The organism is Streptomyces toyocaensis, from assembly GCF_000725125.1.
GTDB lineage: Bacteria > Actinomycetota > Actinomycetes > Streptomycetales > Streptomycetaceae > Streptomyces > Streptomyces toyocaensis.
In genome coordinates, this window is sequence record NZ_JFCB01000038.1 from 1 (window position 1) to 19,541 (window position 19,541).

General features: G+C 72.3%; 15 protein-coding genes. 8 read left to right on the forward strand and 7 right to left on the reverse strand.

Annotated features, from left to right (window positions below):
* Positions 1-23: 23 nt before the first annotated feature.
* Genes BU52_RS28770 through BU52_RS28790 form a run of 5 tightly spaced genes read right to left on the reverse strand, consistent with a single transcriptional unit; the run spans position 24 to position 5,595 of the window.
* Positions 24-1,334 carry a DUF58 domain-containing protein gene (locus BU52_RS28770; RefSeq protein WP_037939923.1) on the reverse strand — a complete coding sequence of 437 codons (1,311 nt, stop codon included), beginning with the start codon at positions 1,332-1,334 and terminating at the stop codon, positions 24-26.
* Complete coding sequence (locus BU52_RS28775) at positions 1,334-2,323, reverse strand: AAA family ATPase (RefSeq protein WP_107061295.1); 990 nt, start codon at positions 2,321-2,323, stop codon at positions 1,334-1,336. Before BU52_RS28775 ends, BU52_RS28770 begins: the two co-directional genes overlap by 1 nt.
* On the reverse strand, positions 2,323-3,519 hold the full coding sequence (locus BU52_RS28780; protein ID WP_037939925.1) for a DUF4350 domain-containing protein: 1,197 nt from the start codon (positions 3,517-3,519) through the stop codon (positions 2,323-2,325). The genes BU52_RS28775 and BU52_RS28780 overlap by 1 nt, the downstream gene beginning before the upstream one ends.
* Entirely contained in the window at positions 3,516-4,268 is a 753-nt protein-coding gene (locus tag BU52_RS28785; RefSeq protein ID WP_037939926.1) for a DUF4129 domain-containing protein, read from the reverse strand. Before BU52_RS28785 ends, BU52_RS28780 begins: the two co-directional genes overlap by 4 nt.
* 4 nt (positions 4,269-4,272) lie before the next feature.
* A complete protein-coding gene (locus tag BU52_RS28790) occupies positions 4,273-5,595 on the reverse strand; it encodes a proline-rich domain-containing protein (protein WP_037939928.1) in 1,323 nt (440 codons plus the stop codon).
* 140 nt (positions 5,596-5,735) lie between these two features.
* Between BU52_RS28790 and mtnA the strand changes: the two genes are divergently transcribed.
* From mtnA to BU52_RS28825, 7 genes are all read left to right on the forward strand, one after another.
* Positions 5,736-6,884: an S-methyl-5-thioribose-1-phosphate isomerase gene (mtnA, locus tag BU52_RS28795; protein ID WP_037939931.1), complete on the forward strand. Its 1,149-nt coding sequence runs from the start codon at positions 5,736-5,738 to the stop codon at positions 6,882-6,884.
* Between the two features lie 4 nt (positions 6,885-6,888).
* Complete coding sequence (gene mtrA / locus BU52_RS28800) at positions 6,889-7,578, forward strand: two-component system response regulator MtrA (RefSeq protein WP_004987303.1); 690 nt, start codon at positions 6,889-6,891, stop codon at positions 7,576-7,578.
* Between the two features lies 1 nt (position 7,579).
* Positions 7,580-9,724, forward strand: coding sequence for an MtrAB system histidine kinase MtrB (gene mtrB / locus BU52_RS28805; protein WP_037939934.1), 2,145 nt, complete (start codon positions 7,580-7,582; stop codon positions 9,722-9,724).
* Positions 9,714-11,555, forward strand: a complete 1,842-nt coding sequence (locus BU52_RS28810; protein ID WP_051858682.1) for an LpqB family beta-propeller domain-containing protein — start codon at positions 9,714-9,716, stop codon at positions 11,553-11,555. The genes mtrB and BU52_RS28810 overlap by 11 nt, the downstream gene beginning before the upstream one ends.
* Positions 11,556-11,655: 100 nt before the next feature.
* On the forward strand, positions 11,656-12,576 hold the full coding sequence (locus BU52_RS28815) for a ComF family protein (protein ID WP_037939936.1): 921 nt from the start codon (positions 11,656-11,658) through the stop codon (positions 12,574-12,576).
* 312 nt (positions 12,577-12,888) lie between these two features.
* Complete coding sequence (gene hpf / locus BU52_RS28820; protein ID WP_037939937.1) at positions 12,889-13,581, forward strand: ribosome hibernation-promoting factor, HPF/YfiA family; 693 nt, start codon at positions 12,889-12,891, stop codon at positions 13,579-13,581.
* A gap of 203 nt (positions 13,582-13,784) precedes the next feature.
* Entirely contained in the window at positions 13,785-14,531 is a 747-nt protein-coding gene (locus BU52_RS28825; protein ID WP_037939938.1) for a response regulator, read from the forward strand.
* A 7-nt stretch (positions 14,532-14,538) separates the two neighbouring features.
* On the opposite strand, the gene BU52_RS28830 is transcribed toward BU52_RS28825, so the two are convergent.
* Together BU52_RS28830 and BU52_RS28835 are read right to left on the reverse strand one after the other, a co-directional pair.
* Entirely contained in the window at positions 14,539-15,726 is a 1,188-nt protein-coding gene (locus tag BU52_RS28830; RefSeq protein ID WP_037939941.1) for a winged helix-turn-helix domain-containing protein, read from the reverse strand.
* Positions 15,727-15,775: 49 nt separating this feature from the next.
* Entirely contained in the window at positions 15,776-16,345 is a 570-nt protein-coding gene (locus BU52_RS28835; protein ID WP_037939943.1) for a GNAT family N-acetyltransferase, read from the reverse strand.
* A 278-nt stretch (positions 16,346-16,623) separates the two neighbouring features.
* Between BU52_RS28835 and secA the strand changes: the two genes are divergently transcribed.
* Complete coding sequence (secA, locus tag BU52_RS28840) at positions 16,624-19,470, forward strand: preprotein translocase subunit SecA (protein WP_037939945.1); 2,847 nt, start codon at positions 16,624-16,626, stop codon at positions 19,468-19,470.
* Positions 19,471-19,541: the final 71 nt, after the last annotated feature.

Genomic DNA, 19,541 nt, shown 5'->3' on the forward strand with positions numbered 1-19,541 from the left:
ACCGGGATGATCCCGGACCCTCCTTACAGGCGTCCCGCCGCCTTCAATGCCAGATACGCGTCCGCCAGCGCCGGCGCCAGTTCCTCCGGCGTCGCGTCCACGACCGTGACGCCATGGCGGCGGAGTTGTTCTGCGGTGCGGTCGCGTTCCGTGTGGGCCTGGGCTGCCGCGGCTGCCTCGTACACGGCGTCGGTGTTCCCCCGTGCCTTGGCCATGTCGGCAGTGCGCGGGTCTGCCACCGATGCCAGAAGCACCGTGTGGCGCTGGGTGAGCTGGGCCAGGACGGGGAGGAGGCCCTCCTCGATCGGGGCCGCGTCGAGCGTGGTGAGCAGGACGATCAGGGAACGGCGTGACGCCGTGCGCAGTGCGGTGGCCGTCAGGCCCCGGGCGTCGGTCTCGACGAGTTCGGGTTCGAGCGTGGCCATGGCGTTGACGAGGGACGGGAGCACGTCGCCCGCCGTGCGTCCCTGGACGAGGGCCCGCAGACGACGGTCGTAGGCCAGGAGGTCGACGCGGTCGCCGGCGCGGGAGGCGAGGGCGGCGAGAAGCAGGGCCGCGTCCATGGAGGCGTCCAGGCGGGGCGCGTCTCCGACGCGGCCCGCGGAGGTGCGGCCGGTGTCGAGGACGAGCAGGATGCGGCGGTCGCGCTCGGGACGCCAGGTGCGTACCGCGACCGTGGACTGACGGGCGGTGGCGCGCCAGTCGATGGACCGGGTGTCGTCGCCGGGGACGTATGCGCGCAGGCTGTCGAACTCGGTTCCCTCACCCCGGGTCAGCACGCTGGTGCGGCCGTCCATGTCGCGCAGGCGGGCCAGCTTGGACGGCAGGTGCTTGCGGCTGGTGAAGGGGGGCAGGACGCGCACGGCCCACGGGACCTCGTGCGTGCCTTGGCGGGCGAAGAGGCCGAGGGGGCCGTAGGAGCGGACGGTGACGCGGTCGGCGTGGCGGTCGCCGCGGCGGGTGGGCCGCAGGCGGGTGGTGACGCGTCGGCGTTCACCCGGCGGGATCACCAGTCGGTGGCGGGAGGCTTCGCCCTCCGTGCCGGGCTGCCAGCTGCTCGGGGGCCAGGCATCGCGGATCCGGGCGCGGAGCGGGCGGCGGGACGTGTTGGTGACCGTGAGGGTGACGTCGGCGGTGTCGCCCAGGCGTACGGAGGTGTCTCCGGAGCGGGTCAGGCCGAGCTGGCGTACCGGGGCGGCCAGGGCGAAATCGCAGGCACACGCCACGACGAGGGGGGCGTTGACGGCGAGGATGCCCGTCCAGCCGGGTTCCCAGATGCCGACGGGGAGGGCGCCGAGTGCCGCGAGCAGGGCGGCGCGTCCGGTGAGGGCCATCAGCGGGGGACGGGGACGTGGGAGAGGATCGCGTTGATGACCGAGTCGGTCGTGACGCCTTCCATCTCGGCTTCCGGGCGGAGCTGCACGCGGTGGCGGAGCGTGGGCAGGGCGAGTGCCTTCACGTCGTCGGGGATGACGTAGTCGCGGCCGGTCAGCCAGGCCCAGGCGCGGGCGGTGGCGAGCAGCGCGGTGGCGCCCCGGGGGGAGACGCCCAGGGTGAGGCTGGGTGATTCGCGGGTGGCGCGGCAGATGTCCACGACGTAGGCGGTGATCTCGGGGGAGACGGTCGTCGTGGCGACCGCGCGGCGGGCGGCTTCCAGGTCGGCGGCGTTCGCTACGGGGCGTACTCCGGCGGCGCGCAGGTCGCGCGGGTTGAAGCCCTCGGCGTGGCGGGTGAGCACGTCGATCTCGTCCTGGCGGGAGGGCAGGGGGATGGTGAGTTTGAGGAGGAAGCGGTCGAGCTGCGCTTCGGGGAGGGGGTAGGTGCCCTCGTACTCGACGGGGTTCTGGGTCGCGGCGACCAGGAAGGGGTCCGGGAGGGGGCGTGGGGTGCCGTCGACGGTGACCTGGCGTTCCTCCATGGCCTCCAGCAGCGACGACTGGGTCTTCGGCGGGGTGCGGTTGATCTCGTCCGCGAGCAGGAGGTTGGTGAAGACGGGGCCGGGCTGGAAGGAGAACTCGGAGGTGCGGGCGTCGTAGACAAGGGAGCCGGTGACGTCGCTCGGCATCAGGTCGGGGGTGAACTGGACGCGCTTGGTGTCGAGTTCGAGGGTGGCGGCGAGGGCGCGCACCAGGAGGGTCTTGGCGACGCCGGGGACGCCTTCGAGGAGGACGTGGCCGCGGCAGAGCAGGGCGACGACGAGGCCGGTCACCGCGGGGTCCTGGCCGACCACGGCCTTGGCGATCTCGGCGCGCAGGGCCTCCAGGGAGGCCCGGGCGGCGGCCGGGTCCCCGGTGTGCGCGGCGTTGTCAGTGGTCGGGTCCATCATGGACGGCGTACCTCTCTTTCGAGGGCGTCGAGTTGGTCGGCGAGCTTGACGAGTGCTGCGTCGTCGCCGGGGGGCGGGCCGAAGAGGAGGGTGTGCAGGGACTGTCCGTCGCCCTGGAGGTGGGCGGACAGTGCGGGGAGGAGAGCCTCGGGCGCGTGTGCCTGGGGGGTGGGGACGCCGACGAGGGGGGCGAGGCGGGTGCGGGTGGTGGAGCGGAGAGCGGCGGCCGCACGGTCGCGGGCGTTCGCCTTGCGGTAGAGGCGTGCGCGGCCTTCGACGGTTTCGGAGGCGCGGATCGCCACGGGGAGTCGTTCGGGGACCAGGGGGCCCAGCCGGCGCGCCCGCCACAAGGCGGCCAGGACCGCGGCGAGGAAGAGTTGCAGGGTGCCCCACAGCCAGCCGGAGGGGAGCAGCTCGAGGAGGCCGCGCTCGCCCTCCTCGGAGGCGGCGGAGGCGTCGGCGAGCGAGGGGAGGTACCAGACCAGATGGGGGCGGGAGCCGAGGAGTTGCAGGGCCAGCGAGGCGTTGCCGTGGCGGTCCAGGCGGTCGTTGAGGAGGATGTCGGGCGAGCCCAGGAGGACGGTGTCGCCGTCGTCGGCGGGCGCCGGGAGGCGCAGCAGGGTGGCCAGGCGCTCGCTGGGGTAGCACTCGTCGGCGCTGAGGTGGGTGGTGGTGTAGCGGATGCCGCCCGTGTCGGCGCTGCCGGCGCGCTGGGCGGCGGGCAGCGCGCAGTCGGGGTCGAGGGTGGAGTCGAAGCTGGTGGCCGGGTCGGCGGTGACACCGGGAGCGAGCCGTTCGACGGAGGAGCTTCCGGCGGCGACCAGGACGGTGCGGCCGCCGGACTGGACGAAGGCGGCGTGCAGCCGGGTCTGCTGGCTGGGGGTCAGCAGGTCGGGAACCGCCACCAGCAGGGTGGTGTCGGGGCCGGCCGCGTCGGCGGCCTCGTCGAGGGTGGCGACCACGCGGGTGTCGACGCCCCGGTCGGCCAGGAGTTCGGCGACGGCGCGGCTGCCGTAGGGGTCGGCGGAGCGCGGGTCGAGCTCGCCGTGGCGGGCGTCGGAGCGGACCACGGCGATCACGACGGCCGCCACGAGCAGCAGCACCAGGGCGAGGGCGACACCTCGCGCGCGGGTCCACACCTGGCGGGCGGTGGGCGAGGCCGAGGTGGACGGGAGCGTGGCCTCGGTCGTCATCCGGCGGCTCCCCGGCGGGTGTCGGTGTCCGTGCCCGGGGTGCCGCCGCTGCCTGCGAGCTGTGGTCTGGCGCGCTCCAGGTCGCGGTCGAGTTCGGCGATCCGCCGGTACGACTGTTCCGTCGCGGTCCTGCCGCCGTACGTCACGTCGTCGAAGGCGCGGGCGGCGCCGTGCAGCCGGTCGGTGTGGGCGGGCAGCGCGCGGCCGGCTTCCGCGGCGGCCTCGTCGGCGGTGCGGCCGGGGCGGATGTCGAGCAGGGCGCGTTCCTCCAAGGCGCGGACGACGGCCCGCATGCATTCCTGGACGGCCTGGTTCCAGTGTCCCTGGACGGCGTGCGCCTCGGCCGCCGCGCGGTGTTCGGCGGCGCTGCGGGGGCGGTCGTCGAACAGGGCGGGCGTGGAGGCCGGCTCGCGGCGTGGGGTGCCCAGGCGCCACCACAGGGCGCCCAGGACGGCGATCGCGGCCGCGATGACGACGATCAGGCCGAGTGCGCCGCCGGGCGTCGCGGTGGAGGCGGCGTCGAACAGCTTGCCGACCCACTCCCAGAAGGCGTCGAGGGCACGCTGGAACCAGCTGGGGTCGTTCTCGTGGTACATGCGTTTGGACAGCTCGCGCCGGGCAGCCTCCCGCGCGGGATCACGCGGGAGGGTGACGGGCGGCTCGTCGCCGCGCAGCAGCAGGCGTACGGCCGTGTCGGCGGCCGCCGACACGCCCCTGGCGGATGCCGGAGCTCCCCCCGTGACGGTCACCGCATCAGCTCCCCGGGGTGGTGCCGGTGCCGTGGTCCTGGACGCCCGCGGCGCGGGCCAGTTCGAGGTCGAGGGCCTCGCGGCGGATGCGCTGGTCGATGTAGAGGAGCACGGTGACACCGGCCGTGATCGGGAACGTGATCATGGAGCCGATGACCGAGCCGATGCCGCTGACGATGAGGAACGTCCAGCCGATGTCGCCGCCGGCGCTGTCGAGGAAGCCGGTGACGCCGTCCCCGCTGAGGGCGGAGGCGAGGAAGGTGAAGGGGATGACGATGATCGACGCGACGACGTTGGCGATGATCGTCGCGAGCAGCTGGATGCCGAACACCCGCCACCAGGAGCCGCGGACGAGTTTGGCGGAGCGGCCCATCGCCTTCACGATGCCCTGCTTCTCCAGCATCAGCGTGGGCGAGGCCAGCGAGAAGCGGACCATCAGCCACAGGGCGACCACACCGGCGCAGATGAGGCCGAGGACGGTCAGCGCGATGCCGACCTCGCTGCCCGCCGCCACGCTCACCAGCAAGCCGGGCAGCGCGCCCACGGTGACGATGCCGGCGGTGATGAGCAGCAGCAGGCAGATCAGGCCGAACAGTTTGACGATCTGGGGGCGGGCGTCGCGCCAGGCGTCACCGGTGGTGACGGGTCTGCCGAGCACCGCGCGGCTGGTGACGGTGGTGAGCAGGGCGGTGGCGGCGACGGTGCCGACCAGGGTGACCAGGAAGACCGCGCCGGAGTTGAACAGGGCGTCGCCCATGGCGTCGGTCAGCTCGCTGAGCGTGGCGCTGGGGTCGTTGAGGGCCTCGGTGCTGGAGTCGTCCAGGACGAGGCCCTGGAGCAGGACGACGACGATCTCGGTGAGGACGGCGACGGTCAGCGCGATGCCGAGGACGGTGCGCCAGTAGGTGCGCATGGTGGAGACGGCGCCGTCGAGGATCTCACCCACGCCGAGCGGGCGGAGCGGGATGACGCCGGGCTTGGCCGCCGGCGGGGGGCCTCCCCAGCCGCCGCCTCCCCAGGAACCGTGGCCGCCGGGTCCGCCCGCGTAGCCGCCGGGTCCACCGGGGGGCGGGGCGCCCCAGCCCGGGCCGGCCGGCGGCGGGGCGGCCTGGCCGGGGCCGGTGGGCGCGGACCACTGGCCGGCCGGTGGCTGGTCCTTGGACCACTTCGCACCCGGGTCCTGCGGGGCGCGGTCCGGCTGCTGGGGCTGGTCGCCGGGCTGCTCAGGGTCCGGGCGGCCGGCGGGCTCGGCAGGTCCGGACACGCCCGGCCCCTGCCCTTCGGACGGGGCGGATCCGGGCGAGGCCCAGCCCGGAGTGTCTTTCATTCTCGCTCCTTCACGGTGCCCGTCCGCGGTCGCGGCGGCAGCTTGGCAGCCATCGTGCCATGGGGTGGTCATCAACGGACCTGCCGAGGTGAGGGCTGCGTACCTTCAATTGTCGGGGCTACAGGGGGCAGACTGGCGGCATGGCTGATCAGTACGCACACAGCGGCGACAACAAGCGGCCGACCGAGATCCCGGCACTGCGCTGGGAAGAGCCACCGGAGGGTCCCGTCCTGGTCCTGCTCGACCAGACGAGGCTGCCGGCCGAGGAGGTCGAACTCGTCTGTACGGATGCGCCCGCGCTGGTGGAGGCGATCCGCTCGCTCGCCGTGCGGGGTGCCCCCCTGCTGGGCGTGGCGGGCGCCTACGGCGTCGCGCTCGCGGCGGTACGGGGCTTCGACGTGGACGACGCGGCGGCGGCGCTGGAGAGCGCCCGGCCCACGGCGGTGAACCTCTCCGTCGGGGTGCGCCGGGCGCACGCCGCCCATCAGGCCGTGCTCGCCCGTGGCGGGGACTCCCGGCAGGCGGCCGTGGCCGCACTGGACGCGGCGCGGCAACTGCACCGGGAGGACGCCGAGGCCAGCGCCCGGATGGCCGAGCACGGGCTGGCGCTGCTGGACGAGCTGCTGCCGGGCGGCGGGCACCGGATCCTCACGCACTGCAACACCGGTTCGCTGGTGTCGGGCGGCGAGGGGACGGCGTTCGCGGTGGCGCTGGCCGCGCACCGGGTGGGGCGGCTCAGGCGCCTGTGGGTGGACGAAACGCGTCCGTTGCTGCAAGGTGCTCGCCTGACGGCATACGAGGCGGCCCGCAGCGGCATGGCGTACACCCTGCTCACCGACAACGCGGCGGGTTCGCTGTTCGCGGCGGGCGAGGTGGACGCGGTGCTCGTCGGGGCGGACCGCATCGCGGCCGACGGGTCGGTGGCGAACAAGGTGGGGAGCTATCCGCTCGCGGTGCTCGCGCGGTACCACCATGTGCCGTTCATCGTGGTGGCGCCGGTGACCACGGTGGATCCCCGGACGCCGGACGGGGCGTCCATCGAGGTGGAGCAGCGACCCGGCCACGAGGTGACGGAGATCATGGCACCGCAGGTGCCGGTGGCCGGAACGGAAGCGGGAGGCGGGATTCCGGTGGCACCCCTGGGGACCCAGGCGTACAACCCGGCGTTCGACGTGACACCACCGGAGCTGGTGACGGCGATCGTCACCGAGGAAGGTGTGGTTTCGCCCGTGACCACCGAGGCTCTGGCTGCGTTGTGTGCCAGGTCACGCCAGGTCACGATTAGCTAATGGGATGATGTCGTTTATGAAGGGACGAGTCCTTGTCGTCGACGACGACAGCGCACTGGCCGAGATGCTCGGCATCGTGTTGCGCGGTGAAGGTTTTGAGCCGTCTTTCGTAGCCGACGGCGACAAGGCGCTGGCCGCTTTCCGCGAGACCAAACCCGACCTCGTGCTCCTGGACCTGATGCTGCCCGGACGGGACGGCATCGAGGTGTGCCGTCTGATCAGGGCGGAGTCCGGGGTGCCGATCGTGATGCTCACGGCGAAGAGCGACACCGTCGATGTCGTGGTGGGCCTGGAGTCCGGGGCCGACGACTACATCGTCAAGCCGTTCAAGCCGAAGGAGCTGGTCGCCCGGATCCGGGCGCGGCTGCGCAGGTCGGAGGAGCCCGCCCCGGAGCAGCTCGCCATCGGCGACCTGGTGATCGACGTGGCGGGGCACTCCGTGAAGCGGGACGGGCAGTCCATCGCGTTGACCCCGCTGGAGTTCGACCTGCTGGTCGCGCTCGCCCGCAAGCCGTGGCAGGTGTTCACGCGCGAGGTGCTGCTGGAGCAGGTCTGGGGCTACCGCCACGCGGCGGACACCCGGCTGGTGAACGTGCACGTGCAGCGGCTGCGCTCCAAGGTCGAGAAGGACCCGGAGAAGCCGGAGATCGTGGTGACCGTCCGTGGTGTCGGGTACAAGGCAGGACCGAGCTGACATGTCCGGTGACAGTGCCGCTTCGGCGCCCGGCCGGTCCGGGGGCCGTCCGGAGCGGCCTGTCGGCCGGGAGAGGGCGGGCTCCCGGTGGGGACGCCTGACCGAGGGCGGTCTGCTTCAGGGCGGGGTTCAGGGCAGCCCGGTGATCCGGCTGCTCATGCGCTGGGTGCGCCGGCCGCTGCTGCCCGTCATGCGGCTGTGGCGGCGCAACATCCAGCTCAAGGTCGTCGTCACGACGCTGCTGATGTCGCTGGGCGTGGTCCTGCTGCTGGGCTTCGTCGTCATCGGCCAGGTGCGCAACGGTCTGCTCGACGCCAAGGTGAAGGCGTCGCAGAGCCAGGCCACCGGCGGTTTCGCGGTGGCCAAACAGCAGGCCGAGGAGGCCGTCAGCGTCACGGGCGACGAGGGCACCGCGGCCGACGGCCATCCCTCGCGGAGTGTCATCCAGTGGATGAGCGATCTCGTGGCCTCGCTCTCCAGCGGGGGCCAGGGCGCCTTCGACGTGGTGACCCTGCCCGCGGGCGGCGACAGCGGCAGCGGACGCGGGCCGCGCGCCTCCGGTGAGGTCAACCCGACGGTCAGCGTGCCCGCGGCGCTGCGGGAGAGGATCGACACCAGCGCCGCGGCGGCCCAGAGCTACACGCGTGTCGTCTACAACGACGAGCGGGGCCCCCAGCCCGCCCTCGTCATCGGCAAGCAGGTCAACGACCCCAACGGCGAGCCGTACCAGCTGTACTACCTCTTCCCGCTCACCCAGGAGGAGAAGTCGCTGAGCCTGGTCAAGGGCACCCTGGCGACCGCCGGGCTGTTCGTCGTCGTCCTCCTCGGCGCGATCGCCTGGCTCGTCGTGCGCCAGGTCGTCACGCCCGTACGGATGGCCGCCGGGATCGCCGAGCGGCTGTCCGCCGGGCGGCTGCAGGAACGCATGAAGGTCACCGGCGAGGACGACATCGCGCGGCTCGGCGAGGCCTTCAACAAGATGGCGCAGAACCTCCAGTTGAAGATCAACCAGCTCGAGGACCTGTCGCGGATGCAGCGCCGGTTCGTGTCGGACGTGTCCCACGAGCTGCGTACGCCGCTGACGACCGTGCGGATGGCGGCGGACATCATCCACGAGGCGCGTGAGGACTTCGACCCGGTGACCGCGCGGTCGGCCGAACTGCTCGCCGACCAGCTGGACCGGTTCGAGTCGCTGCTCGCGGACCTGCTGGAGATCAGCCGCTTCGACGCGGGCGCGGCGGCGCTGGAGGCGGAGCCGATAGACCTGCGCGTGGTCGTACGGCGGGTGGTCAGCGGGGCGGAGCCGCTCGCCGAGCGCAAGGGCACGCGGATCAGGGTCGTCGGGGACCAGCAGCCGGTCGTCGCCGAGGCCGACGCGCGGCGCGTGGAGCGTGTGCTGCGCAACCTGGTCGTCAACGCGGTGGAGCACGGCGAGGGCAAGGACGTGGTGGTCAAGCTGGCCGCGGCCGGGGGCGCGGTCGCGGTGGCCGTGCGTGACTACGGCGTCGGGCTCAAGCCCGGTGAGGCGGCCCGGGTCTTCAGCCGCTTCTGGCGGGCCGATCCGGCACGCGCGCGGACCACCGGCGGTACGGGCCTGGGGCTGTCCATCGCGCTGGAGGACGCGCGGCTGCACGGCGGCTGGCTCCAGGCCTGGGGCGAGCCGGGCGGCGGCTCGCAGTTCCGCCTGACGCTGCCGAGGACCGCGGACGAACCGCTGCGGGGATCCCCGATACCTCTGGAGCCCAAGGACTCGCGGCGCAACCGCGGACTGGACGACGCCGGCCTGCCGCGCGGAGGCGGCGACGGCGGGAAGAGCGCCACGGTGCCGGTGCGGCAGCCGGGCACCGACGGCCCGGCCCGTGACCCGTTCGCGCTGCCGCCCACGGCCGTGACCCCCACGGCGGACCCCACCGCCCTGCCCGGCAACGGCGCGCGTGTGGTGGCACGGCCGGGAAGTACGCGCCCGGCGCCCGGAGCGCCGGGCGAGGGCGGATCGCCGCTCGGCGGGGGCGGGGAGGACGACGCGGACGCGTGGCGGCCGTCGGAGGGCGACGGGCCGCCGGAGCGGGGCCGCGGCGCCGAAGGGCTCGGCGACGACGCGGCGCGAGGTGTGGACAGGGACGGGGAGGCTTCGCGTGGACGGTGAGCGCGCTGTGCGCGGCCGGGGCAGTTCGGTGCGGACGGTGGCGTACGCCGCCGGTGGGATCGTCCTGCTGGCCGGGTGCGCCTCGATGCCCGACAGCGGGGACCTGCGGGGCGTGGAGTCCACGCCGCGGCAGGAGACCCAGGTGCGGGTGTTCGCCATGCCGCCGAGTGAGAACGCCACACCCACCCAGATCGTCCAGGGCTTCCTGGAGGCGCTGACCAGCGACGACCCCGACTACCGGACCGCGCGCCAGTACCTGACCCGGGAGGCGTCCCGGACGTGGCGGCCGGAGCAGTCCACCACCGTGCTGTCGAACGGGCCGGGCGCGCAGGCCGACCGTCCCTACCGGGAGGACACCGGCTCCCTGTCCTACACCCTGACCGGAACCAGGGTCGCCACCGTGGACGCGGAGCAGTCGTACGCGCCCGCCTCCGGGGCGTACAGCAAGGTCGTGCACCTCGCCAAGGACGAGAAGAACGGCCAGTGGCGCATCGACGCGGTGCCGCAGGGCGTCGTGATGGGCAAGTCGGACTTCGAGCGCAACTACCTGTCCGTCAACAAGTACTACTTCGCCTCCAACAACGCGGAGACCGCCGACACGGACCTGCCGACGGCCGTCGCCGACCCCGTCTACGTGCGCCGGCACGTCGACCCCACGACCCGGATGGTGCGATCCGTCCTCGACGGGCCCACGGCCTGGCTGGACCCCGTCGTCCGGTCGAGCTTCCCCACCGGGACGGCCGTGCGCGAGGGCGCCGGCCCGCTGACGCCGGACGACCGGGGCAGGCTGACCGTGCCGCTCAACGACAGCGCGGCCGACGTGGGCACCGGCCGCTGCGAGGAGATGGCGGCGCAACTGCTGTTCACGCTGCGCGGTCTCAGCCCGGCGGTGGAGGAGGTCGAGCTGCGGGCCGGCGGAGGGCAGCTGTGCCTGCTCGCGCAGGACGGGGCCGAGGCCGTGGCCATTCCCCGGGGCGCGCTGCACCAGCCCGACTACCTGTACTTCGTCGACGAGAAGCGCCGGCTCGTGCGGATCGCCGCGGGCAGCAGCGACACCGACCCGGACCCGGTGCCCGGGGCGCTGGGCGAGGGCGAGAAGGCGCTGCGCTCGGTGGCGGTCGCACGGGACGAGCGCGCCGCGGCCGGGGTCGCCCTCGACGGCAGGTCGCTGTTCGTCGCGTCGCTGGTGTCGGGCAGCTCCCTGGGGGAGCCCGTGCTGCGCAGCACGGGTACGACCGAGGAGGACAGGCTGACCACGCCCAGCTGGGACGCGCAGGGCGGGCTGTGGGTGGCCGACCGGAACCCCGGGAACCCGCGGCTGTACCTGCTGGAGAAGGGCGCGGGCGAGCCGCTTCAGGTGCGCACCCCCGGGCTGGACGGCCGCGTGCGGGCGGTCCGGGTGGCCGCAGACGGCGTGCGCATCGCGCTCGTCGTGGAGAAGGGCGACCGGCGCTCCCTGCTGGTGGGCCGGATCGAACGGAACGCGCCGGACGCCGGGGCGGGCGAGCGCCCTACGGTGACCGTGCGGGAGCCGCGCGAGACGACGCCCGAGCTGGAACAGGTCACGGCCATGTCGTGGGCCGGGGACAGCCGGCTCGTGGTGGTCGGACGCGAGCAGGGGGGTGTGGAGCAGATGAAGTACGTCGAGGTCGACGGCTCCACGCCGGACGTGCCGCCGCCCGCCGCGCTGACCGGCGTCAAGGCCGTCACCGCCTCCGAGGACGAACAGGCACCGCTGGTGGCGTACTCCGTGGACGGCATCGTGCGGCTTCCCTCGGGGGCCCAGTGGCAGAAGGTGACGGTGGGCACGGCGCCGGTCTACCCGGGGTGAGGCACCGGTCCGTCCGGGGATGAACGGACCCGTCCGGCCCGCTCGGGGCGGTTGTCCACAGGGGTGGCCGGGTGGGGGCGGGCGCCCGCACAGTGGGTCCGTGCGGAGTTGGTGGCAGGACATCGCCGATCTGGTGCTCCCGGCCGAGTGCGGCGGGTGCGGCAGGCCCCGTGCGGTGCTCTGCGCCGCGTGCCGTACGGCGCTGGGCGGAGCCGCGCCGCGCAGGGTGCGGCCGGTGCCCGAACCGGCGGGACTGCCGCCGGTGCACGCGGCCGCCCGGTACGCGGACGAGGTGCGCGCCGCGCTGCTCGCGCACAAGGAGCGGGGCGCCCTGGCGCTCTCCCGGCCGCTCGGCGAGGCACTGGCGGCAGCGGTGCGGGCGGGGCTGGCGGACGTCTCCGGGACCGGGGCGGCGGCCGTGCCCGCCGAAGGACACGGCCCCGCCGGCGGCCACGGTGCCGGGGGCGGGCCGGTGCTGCTCGTCCCCGTGCCGTCCGCGCGGCGGGCGGTGCGTGCCCGCGGGCACGATCCCGCCCGGCGGATCGCGTACGCGGCGGCGGGTGAGCTGCGCCGGACGGGGGTACCCGCCCAAGTGCTTCCCGTCCTGAGGCAACGGCGCTTCGTGGCCGACCAGTCAGGGCTCGGCCACCGTCGGCGGATGGCCAACCTCGCGGGCGCGCTGACGGTCGCCCCGGGCTGTGACCGGCTGCTCCGCGGGGGCCGGGTCGTCCTGGTCGACGACCTGATGACGACGGGGGCGTCGCTCACCGAGGCGGCGCGCGCGGTGCGGGCGGGGACGGGAGCCGGATCGAGTATTTCGGGTCCCGCGTCCGTGTACCCGGGTGAGACGCGGGAAAGGAGAGGGGAACAGCGGAACGGACCAGCTCAACAGAGCGCGCGTCGGCGGTCCGGCAGGCCCCCGGGAGCGGCGGCCGCGGACACCGCCGACGGGATCATCGACGTGATGTGCGCGGCTGTCGTCGCGGCGTCACCGGACGCTTGCGAAATACACCGGAACTGACTGAGAACGAGCGTCGTTGCAGGTGATGAGCAACGCAATTCCCCTGAATGGAGGTAACGCGCGTGAGAGGGTGACGACATCCGTCCCGGCGAGATATGTTCGGTTGTGAGGGAAAGCCGCAGGCCAGACCTCGTAAATCCGATTGCCGTGCTGCGGGTTTTTGGCAATCACCCGCGCCGGTGGACTGGAGATCTCGCTCGTGGGGGAGGAGGTGGACGTCACCGAGTCCGAGGCTCCGGACGTCATTCGGAGCCTGGTGCAAAAGGGAGACACTCCGCACCGAGGCGGAGTGATCCGGGAACGGAGTTCTGCGTGGACATCGTCGTCAAGGGCCGCAAGACCGAGGTGCCCGAGCGGTTCCGGAAGCACGTGGCCGAGAAGCTGAACCTGGAGAAGATCCAGAAGCTCGACGGCAAGGTGATCAGCCTCGACGTCGAGGTGTCCAAGGAGCCCAACCCCCGACAGGCCGACCGCAGCGACCGGGTGGAGATCACCCTGCGCTCGCGCGGTCCGGTGATCCGGGCGGAGGCGGCGGCGAGCGACCCGTACGCGGCGCTCGACCTGGCGGCGGAGAAGCTGGACGCCCGGCTGCGCAAGCAGCACGACAAGCGCTTCTCGCGGCGCGGCGCGCGCAGGATCTCGGCAGCCGAGGTCCCCGATCACGTCCCGGGCGTGGCGACACTCAACGGGAGCGGCGCGGGCTTCGTCCAGGAGGAGCGGGAAGCCGTCCCCACGAAGAAGATCGGCTCGCTGGAAGTGCAGGGTGACGGACCCCTCGTCGTCCGCGAGAAGACCCACGTGGCCGCGCCCATGACGCTCGACCAGGCGCTCTACGAGATGGAGCTGGTCGGGCACGACTTCTATCTCTTCATCGACTCCGAGACCAAGGAACCCAGCGTCGTCTACCGGCGCCATGCCTACGACTACGGCGTGATCCACCTCAGCACCGACACGATGGTCACCGAGGCGAACTCCCCCGAGGCGGGCGGAACGCTCGGCGGCTGATCTGCCGGACGACAGCACAGCCGGTGCCCCTGGTGCGCGTGTGCGCCCCCAGGGGCACCGGTGTGCGCCCACTTCGCGAGCCCATCCGCACCGCGGTGTCACCCGGGCATGGAATCATGGCGGCAACGGCTCAACCGGTGGGCCGTTGCCTTGGGTTGGCGATGGCTCAGGACCACAGGCCACAGCCTTCAGGGGGAGGAACGATGGCGGACAGCTTCGGACCGATGCAGCACGAGGACGCCGGCGGAGGCGTCGTCGGCATGGGCCCGGACGCGGACACTCCACGCAAGGAGCCGATCAGAGTCCTTGTGGTGGACGACCACGCGCTGTTCCGCCGCGGACTGGAGATCGTGCTCGCCGCCGAGGAGGACATCCAGGTCGTCGGCGAGGCGGGGGACGGCGCGGAGGCCGTGGAGAAGGCGGCCGACCTGCTGCCGGACATCGTCCTGATGGACGTACGGATGCCCAGGCGGGGCGGGATCGAGGCCTGCACCTCCATCAAGGAGGTCGCCCCCAGCGCCAAGATCATCATGCTGACGATCAGCGACGAGGAAGCCGATCTCTACGACGCCATCAAGGCGGGCGCGACCGGCTACCTCCTCAAGGAGATCTCCACGGACGAGGTGGCGACCGCCATTCGCGCGGTGGCCGACGGCCAGTCCCAGATCAGCCCGTCCATGGCGTCGAAACTGCTCACCGAGTTCAAGTCGATGATCCAGCGGACCGACGAGCGCCGGCTCGTGCCCGCGCCCCGGCTGACGGACCGTGAACTCGAAGTGCTCAAGCTGGTCGCCACCGGGATGAACAACCGCGACATCGCCAAGGAACTGTTCATCTCCGAGAACACCGTGAAGAACCACGTGCGCAACATCCTGGAGAAGCTGCAGCTGCACTCCAGGATGGAGGCGGTGGTCTACGCGATGCGGGAGAAGATCCTCGAGATCCGGTGACGAGGGGTCAGGCGGTGGCCCGGGAGAGCTCCCGGACGAGGGCCTCGCGCAGCTCCGGCGCGTCGACCCGCTCGACGCGCACGTCGGTGCACTCCACCCAGCCCGCCGCCTCCACCAGGGCCTGAGCCACGGCCGGGACCGCCTTGCGGCCGTCCAGCGTGACCTGCCTGGCCACCAGCGTGCGGCCCTCGCGGGCCGGGTCGACCCGGCCGACGAGCCGGCCGCCCGCGAGGACGGGCATCGCGAAGTAGCCGTACACCCGCTTGGGCTTGGGCACGTAGGCCTCCAGGCGGTGGGTGAAGCCGAAGATCCGCTCCGTGCGCGCCCGTTCCCAGACGAGGGAGTCGAACGGGGACAGCAGCGTCGTACGGTGCCGGCCGCGCGGGGCCGTCGCCAGGGCGGCCGGATCGGCCCAGGCCGGCTTGGACCAGCCCGCCACCGTGACCGGGACCAGCCCCGAATCCTCGATCACCGCGTCGACCTGCTCACCCTTGAGGCGGTGGTAGTCGGCGATGTCGGCGCGCGTACCGACACCCAGGGACTGGCCGGCCAGCCGGACCAGGCGGCGCAGGCACTCGGTGTCGTCCAGCTCGTCGTGCAGCAGCTCCGCGGGGATCGCGCGCTCGGCGAGGTCGTAGACCCGCTTCCAGCCGCGGCGCTCGACGCACACCACCTCGCCGTACATCAGCGCGCGCTCGACGGCGACCTTGGTGCCGGACCAGTCCCACCACTCGCTGGTGCGTTTGGCGCCGCCCAGCTCCGTCGCCGTGAGGGGGCCCTCCGCGCGGAGCTGCTTGATCACCTGGTCGTAGGTGCCGTCGGGCAGCTCGTGGTTCCACATCGGGCGGGCGCGGTAGGCACGGCGGCGGAAGGCGAAGTGCGGCCACTCCTCGACGGGGAGGATGCACGCCGCGTGCGACCAGTACTCGAACGCGTGCGGCGGCCGCGAGCCCTCCTTCCAGTACGCCTCCTCCACGGTCCGCCGCCCCACAGCGCCGAGACGGGCGTAGGGGATGAGCTCGTGGGAGCGGGCGAGGACGGAGATGGTGTCGAGCTGCACCGCGCCCAGGTGGCGGAGGACCCCCCGCACGCCGGAGCGGCGGTCCGGGGCACCGAGGAAGCCCTGGGCGCGCAGGGCGATGCGGCGGGCCTCGTCGGCCGAGAGTTCCGTGGTCGGGCGCGGCAGGGTCGTCATACGTCCGCACGATAGAGGGCGCCACTGACAACGGTGGAGGGCCCGGACGTCACCCCGTGCCCGGCAGGTAGGGCGCGGTGGACGGGAGTCCCAGGTCGGAGGGGAGCAGCGAGCCCACCCAGCAGTCCCGCAGTACTCCCTTGTTGTTGAGCGAGGAGCGCAGGACGCCCTCGACGGTGAAGCCCGCGCGTTCCGCCACTGCGCGGGAGGCGGCGTTGCCCACCTCCGCGCGCCACTCCACGCGGTCGACCGACATCCGGGTGAAGGCCCAGCGGGAGGCGGCGAGGGCGGCCTCGGTGATGTAGCCGTTGCCGCGGTGCTCCTTCGCCCCCCAGAAGCCGATCTCACCCGTGCCGAGGGACCGCATGGTGATGCTGAGCATGCCGGTGAGCTCACCGGCGGGCAGGAAGACACCGAAGGTGAACATCGAACCGGTCGCCCAGCCGTCCGGAGCCATCCGCTCCGTGAAGCCGCGTGCGTGCTCGGGAAGGTACGGCGAGGGGATCGTGGTCCAGCGCTGGATCTCGGGGTCCTGGCAGGCGGCGTACACGGCGTCGGTGTCCTGCGGGCCGACCGGGCGCAGCACGAGGCGGTCGGTGGTGAGCGTGACGGGTTCCATCGGCCGATTCTGCGCACGGGGCGCCCGGCGCGCCATCGCTTTCGCCCTGTGTGAGGTGATGATCACCCTTCGCGCAATTCGCCGGCTCGGGCGGCACCATCGGGGCGCCCCGGACGTTGTTCTCGTGAGGCAGCCGTGGGACGGACGGGAAGCAGCCGGCGGTCACCCCCGTGGCAGGCCTCCCGGCGTGACGGTGTCCTCGCATACGATGGCCGTTGCTCCGTCAGTGAAATGGAAACCGACCGTCCCAGGCCCGACCGGCAAGGAGACCAACCCCCGTGTCCGTCCTCTCGAAGATCATGCGTGCAGGCGAAGGCAAAATCCTGCGCAAGCTGCACCGCATCGCGGACCAGGTCAACTCCATCGAAGAGGACTTCGAAGGCCTCTCCGACGCCGAGCTGCGGGCCCTCACCGATGAGTACAAGCAGCGCTACGCCGACGGTGAGAGCCTGGACGACCTGCTGCCCGAGGCGTTCGCCACCGTCCGCGAGGCCGCCAAGCGTGTGCTGGGCCAGCGGCACTACGACGTCCAGATCATGGGCGGCACCGCGCTCCACATGGGCTACGTGGCCGAGATGAAGACCGGTGAGGGCAAGACCCTCGTCGGCACCCTGCCCGCGTACCTGAACGCCCTGTCCGGTGAGGGCGTCCACATCATCACGGTCAACGACTACCTGGCCGAGCGCGACTCCGAGATGATGGGCCGCGTCCACCGCTTCCTCGGCCTGAGCGTCGGCTGCATCCTCGCCAACATGACGCCGGCCCAGCGCCGCGAGCAGTACGCCTGCGACATCACCTACGGCACGAACAACGAGTTCGGCTTCGACTACCTGCGCGACAACATGGCGTGGTCGAAGGAGGAGCTCGTCCAGCGCGGCCACAACTTCGCCATCGTCGACGAGGTCGACTCGATCCTCATCGACGAGGCGCGTACGCCGCTGATCATCTCCGGCCCGGCCGACCAGGCCACCAAGTGGTACGGCGACTTCGCCAAGCTGGTCAAGCGCCTCAAGCGCGGTGAGCCCGGCAACCCGCTCAAGGGCATCGAGGAGACCGGCGACTACGAGGTCGACGAGAAGAAGCGCACGGTCGCCATCCACGAGTCCGGTGTGGCCAAGGTCGAGGACTGGCTGGGTATCGACAACCTGTACGAGTCGGTGAACACCCCGCTCGTGGGCTACCTGAACAACGCCATCAAGGCCAAGGAGCTCTTCAAGAAGGACAAGGACTACGTCATCATCGATGACGAAGTCATGATCGTGGACGAGCACACCGGCCGTATCCTCGCCGGCCGCCGCTACAACGAGGGCATGCACCAGGCCATCGAGGCGAAGGAAGCGGTGCCGATCAAGGACGAGAACCAGACGCTCGCCACGATCACGCTGCAGAACTTCTTCCGTCTCTACAAGCGCCACGACCACGACGGCAAGGAGCAGCCGGGCCTGTCCGGCATGACCGGTACGGCGATGACCGAGGCCGCCGAGTTCCACCAGATCTACAAGCTCGGCGTGGTGCCCATCCCGACCAACCGGCCGATGGTCCGCAAGGACCAGTCCGACCTGATCTACCGCACCGAGGTCGCCAAGTTCGAGGCGGTCGTCGACGACATCGAGGAGAAGCACCGCAAGGGGCAGCCGATCCTCGTCGGCACCACGTCGGTGGAGAAGTCCGAGTACCTGTCGCAGCAGCTCAGCAAGCGCGGCATCCAGCACGAGGTGCTGAACGCCAAGCACCACGAGCGCGAGGCGCAGATCGTCGCCCAGGCCGGCCGCAAGGGCAGCGTCACCGTGGCCACCAACATGGCCGGCCGTGGTACGGACATCAAGCTCGGCGGCAACCCCGAGGACCTCGCCGAGGCGGAGCTGCGCCAGCGCGGCCTCGACCCCGAGGAGCACATCGAGGAGTGGGCGCACGCCCTGCCCGAGGCGCTCGAGCGGGCCGAGGCGGCGGTCAAGGCCGAGAAGGACGAGGTCGAGAGGATCGGCGGCCTGTACGTCCTCGGCACCGAGCGGCACGAGTCGCGGCGCATCGACAACCAGCTGCGCGGTCGTTCCGGCCGTCAGGGCGACCCGGGCGAGTCCCGCTTCTACCTCTCGCTCGGCGACGACCTGATGCGGCTGTTCAAGGCCCAGATGGTCGAGCGGGTGATGTCCATGGCGAACGTGCCGGACGACGTGCCGATCGAGAACAAGATGGTCACGCGCGCGATCGCGTCCGCCCAGTCGCAGGTGGAGACGCAGAACTTCGAGACCCGCAAGAACGTCCTGAAGTACGACGAGGTCCTCAACCGGCAGCGTGAGGTCATCTACGGCGAGCGGCGCCGCGTCCTGGAGGGCGAGGACCTGCAGGAGCAGATCCAGCACTTCATGGACGACACCATCGACGCCTACGTCCAGGCGGAGACCGCCGAGGGCTTCCCCGAGGACTGGGACCTGGACCGGCTGTGGGGCGCGTTCAAGCAGCTCTACCCGGTGAGCGTCACCATCGAGGAGCTGGAGGAGACGGCCGGCGACCGGGCCGGGCTGACGGCCGAGTTCATCTCGGAGTCCATCAAGGACGACGTCCGCGCCCAGTACGAGGCCCGCGAGGCGCAGCTCGGCTCCGAGATCATGCGTGAGCTGGAGCGCCGGGTCGTGCTCTCGGTCCTGGACCGCAAGTGGCGCGAGCACCTCTACGAGATGGACTACCTCCAGGAGGGCATCGGCCTGCGCGCGATGGCGCAGAAGGACCCGCTGGTCGAGTACCAGCGCGAGGGCTTCGACATGTTCCAGGCCATGATGGACGGCATCAAGGAGGAGTCCGTCGGCTACCTGTTCAACCTGGAGGTCCAGGTGGAGCAGCAGGTCGAGGAGGTCCCGGTCGAGGACGTCAAGCCGGTGGCCGACCTGGAGAAGCACGAGGCGGTGCCCGCGCAGACGGGGCCTCGTCCGGAGATCCGCGCCAAGGGGCTCGACGCCCCGCAGCGGCGGAACCTGCACTTCTCGGCGCCGACGGTGGACGGCGAGGGCGGCACCATCGAGGGTGACTTCGCCACCGACGAGGAGCCGGTGCGTTCCGAGGCGGACGGCCTGACGCGCGCGGAGCGCCGCAAGCAGGCGCGGGGCGGGCGTCGCCGCAAGAAGTGAGCGGTGCCGCTCCGTGCGCGGAGCGGCTGTGAGACCGGCCGGGGGCCGGGCACCCGCGGGTGCCCGGCCCC

Coding starts and splice junctions, on each gene's coding strand:
- BU52_RS28780 (WP_037939925.1), bottom strand. CDS start 3,519: ATGACGACCGAGGCCACGCTCCCGTCCACCTCGGCCTCGCCCACCGCC.
- BU52_RS28790 (WP_037939928.1), bottom strand. CDS start 5,595: ATGAAAGACACTCCGGGCTGGGCCTCGCCCGGATCCGCCCCGTCCGAA.
- BU52_RS28830 (WP_037939941.1), bottom strand. CDS start 15,726: ATGACGACCCTGCCGCGCCCGACCACGGAACTCTCGGCCGACGAGGCC.
- mtrA (WP_004987303.1), top strand. CDS start 6,889: ATGATGTCGTTTATGAAGGGACGAGTCCTTGTCGTCGACGACGACAGC.
- mtnA (WP_037939931.1), top strand. CDS start 5,736: ATGGCTGATCAGTACGCACACAGCGGCGACAACAAGCGGCCGACCGAG.
- mtrB (WP_037939934.1), top strand. CDS start 7,580: ATGTCCGGTGACAGTGCCGCTTCGGCGCCCGGCCGGTCCGGGGGCCGT.
- BU52_RS28770 (WP_037939923.1), bottom strand. CDS start 1,334: ATGGCCCTCACCGGACGCGCCGCCCTGCTCGCGGCACTCGGCGCCCTC.
- BU52_RS28835 (WP_037939943.1), bottom strand. CDS start 16,345: ATGGAACCCGTCACGCTCACCACCGACCGCCTCGTGCTGCGCCCGGTC.
- BU52_RS28775 (WP_107061295.1), bottom strand. CDS start 2,323: ATGGACCCGACCACTGACAACGCCGCGCACACCGGGGACCCGGCCGCC.
- BU52_RS28825 (WP_037939938.1), top strand. CDS start 13,785: ATGGCGGACAGCTTCGGACCGATGCAGCACGAGGACGCCGGCGGAGGC.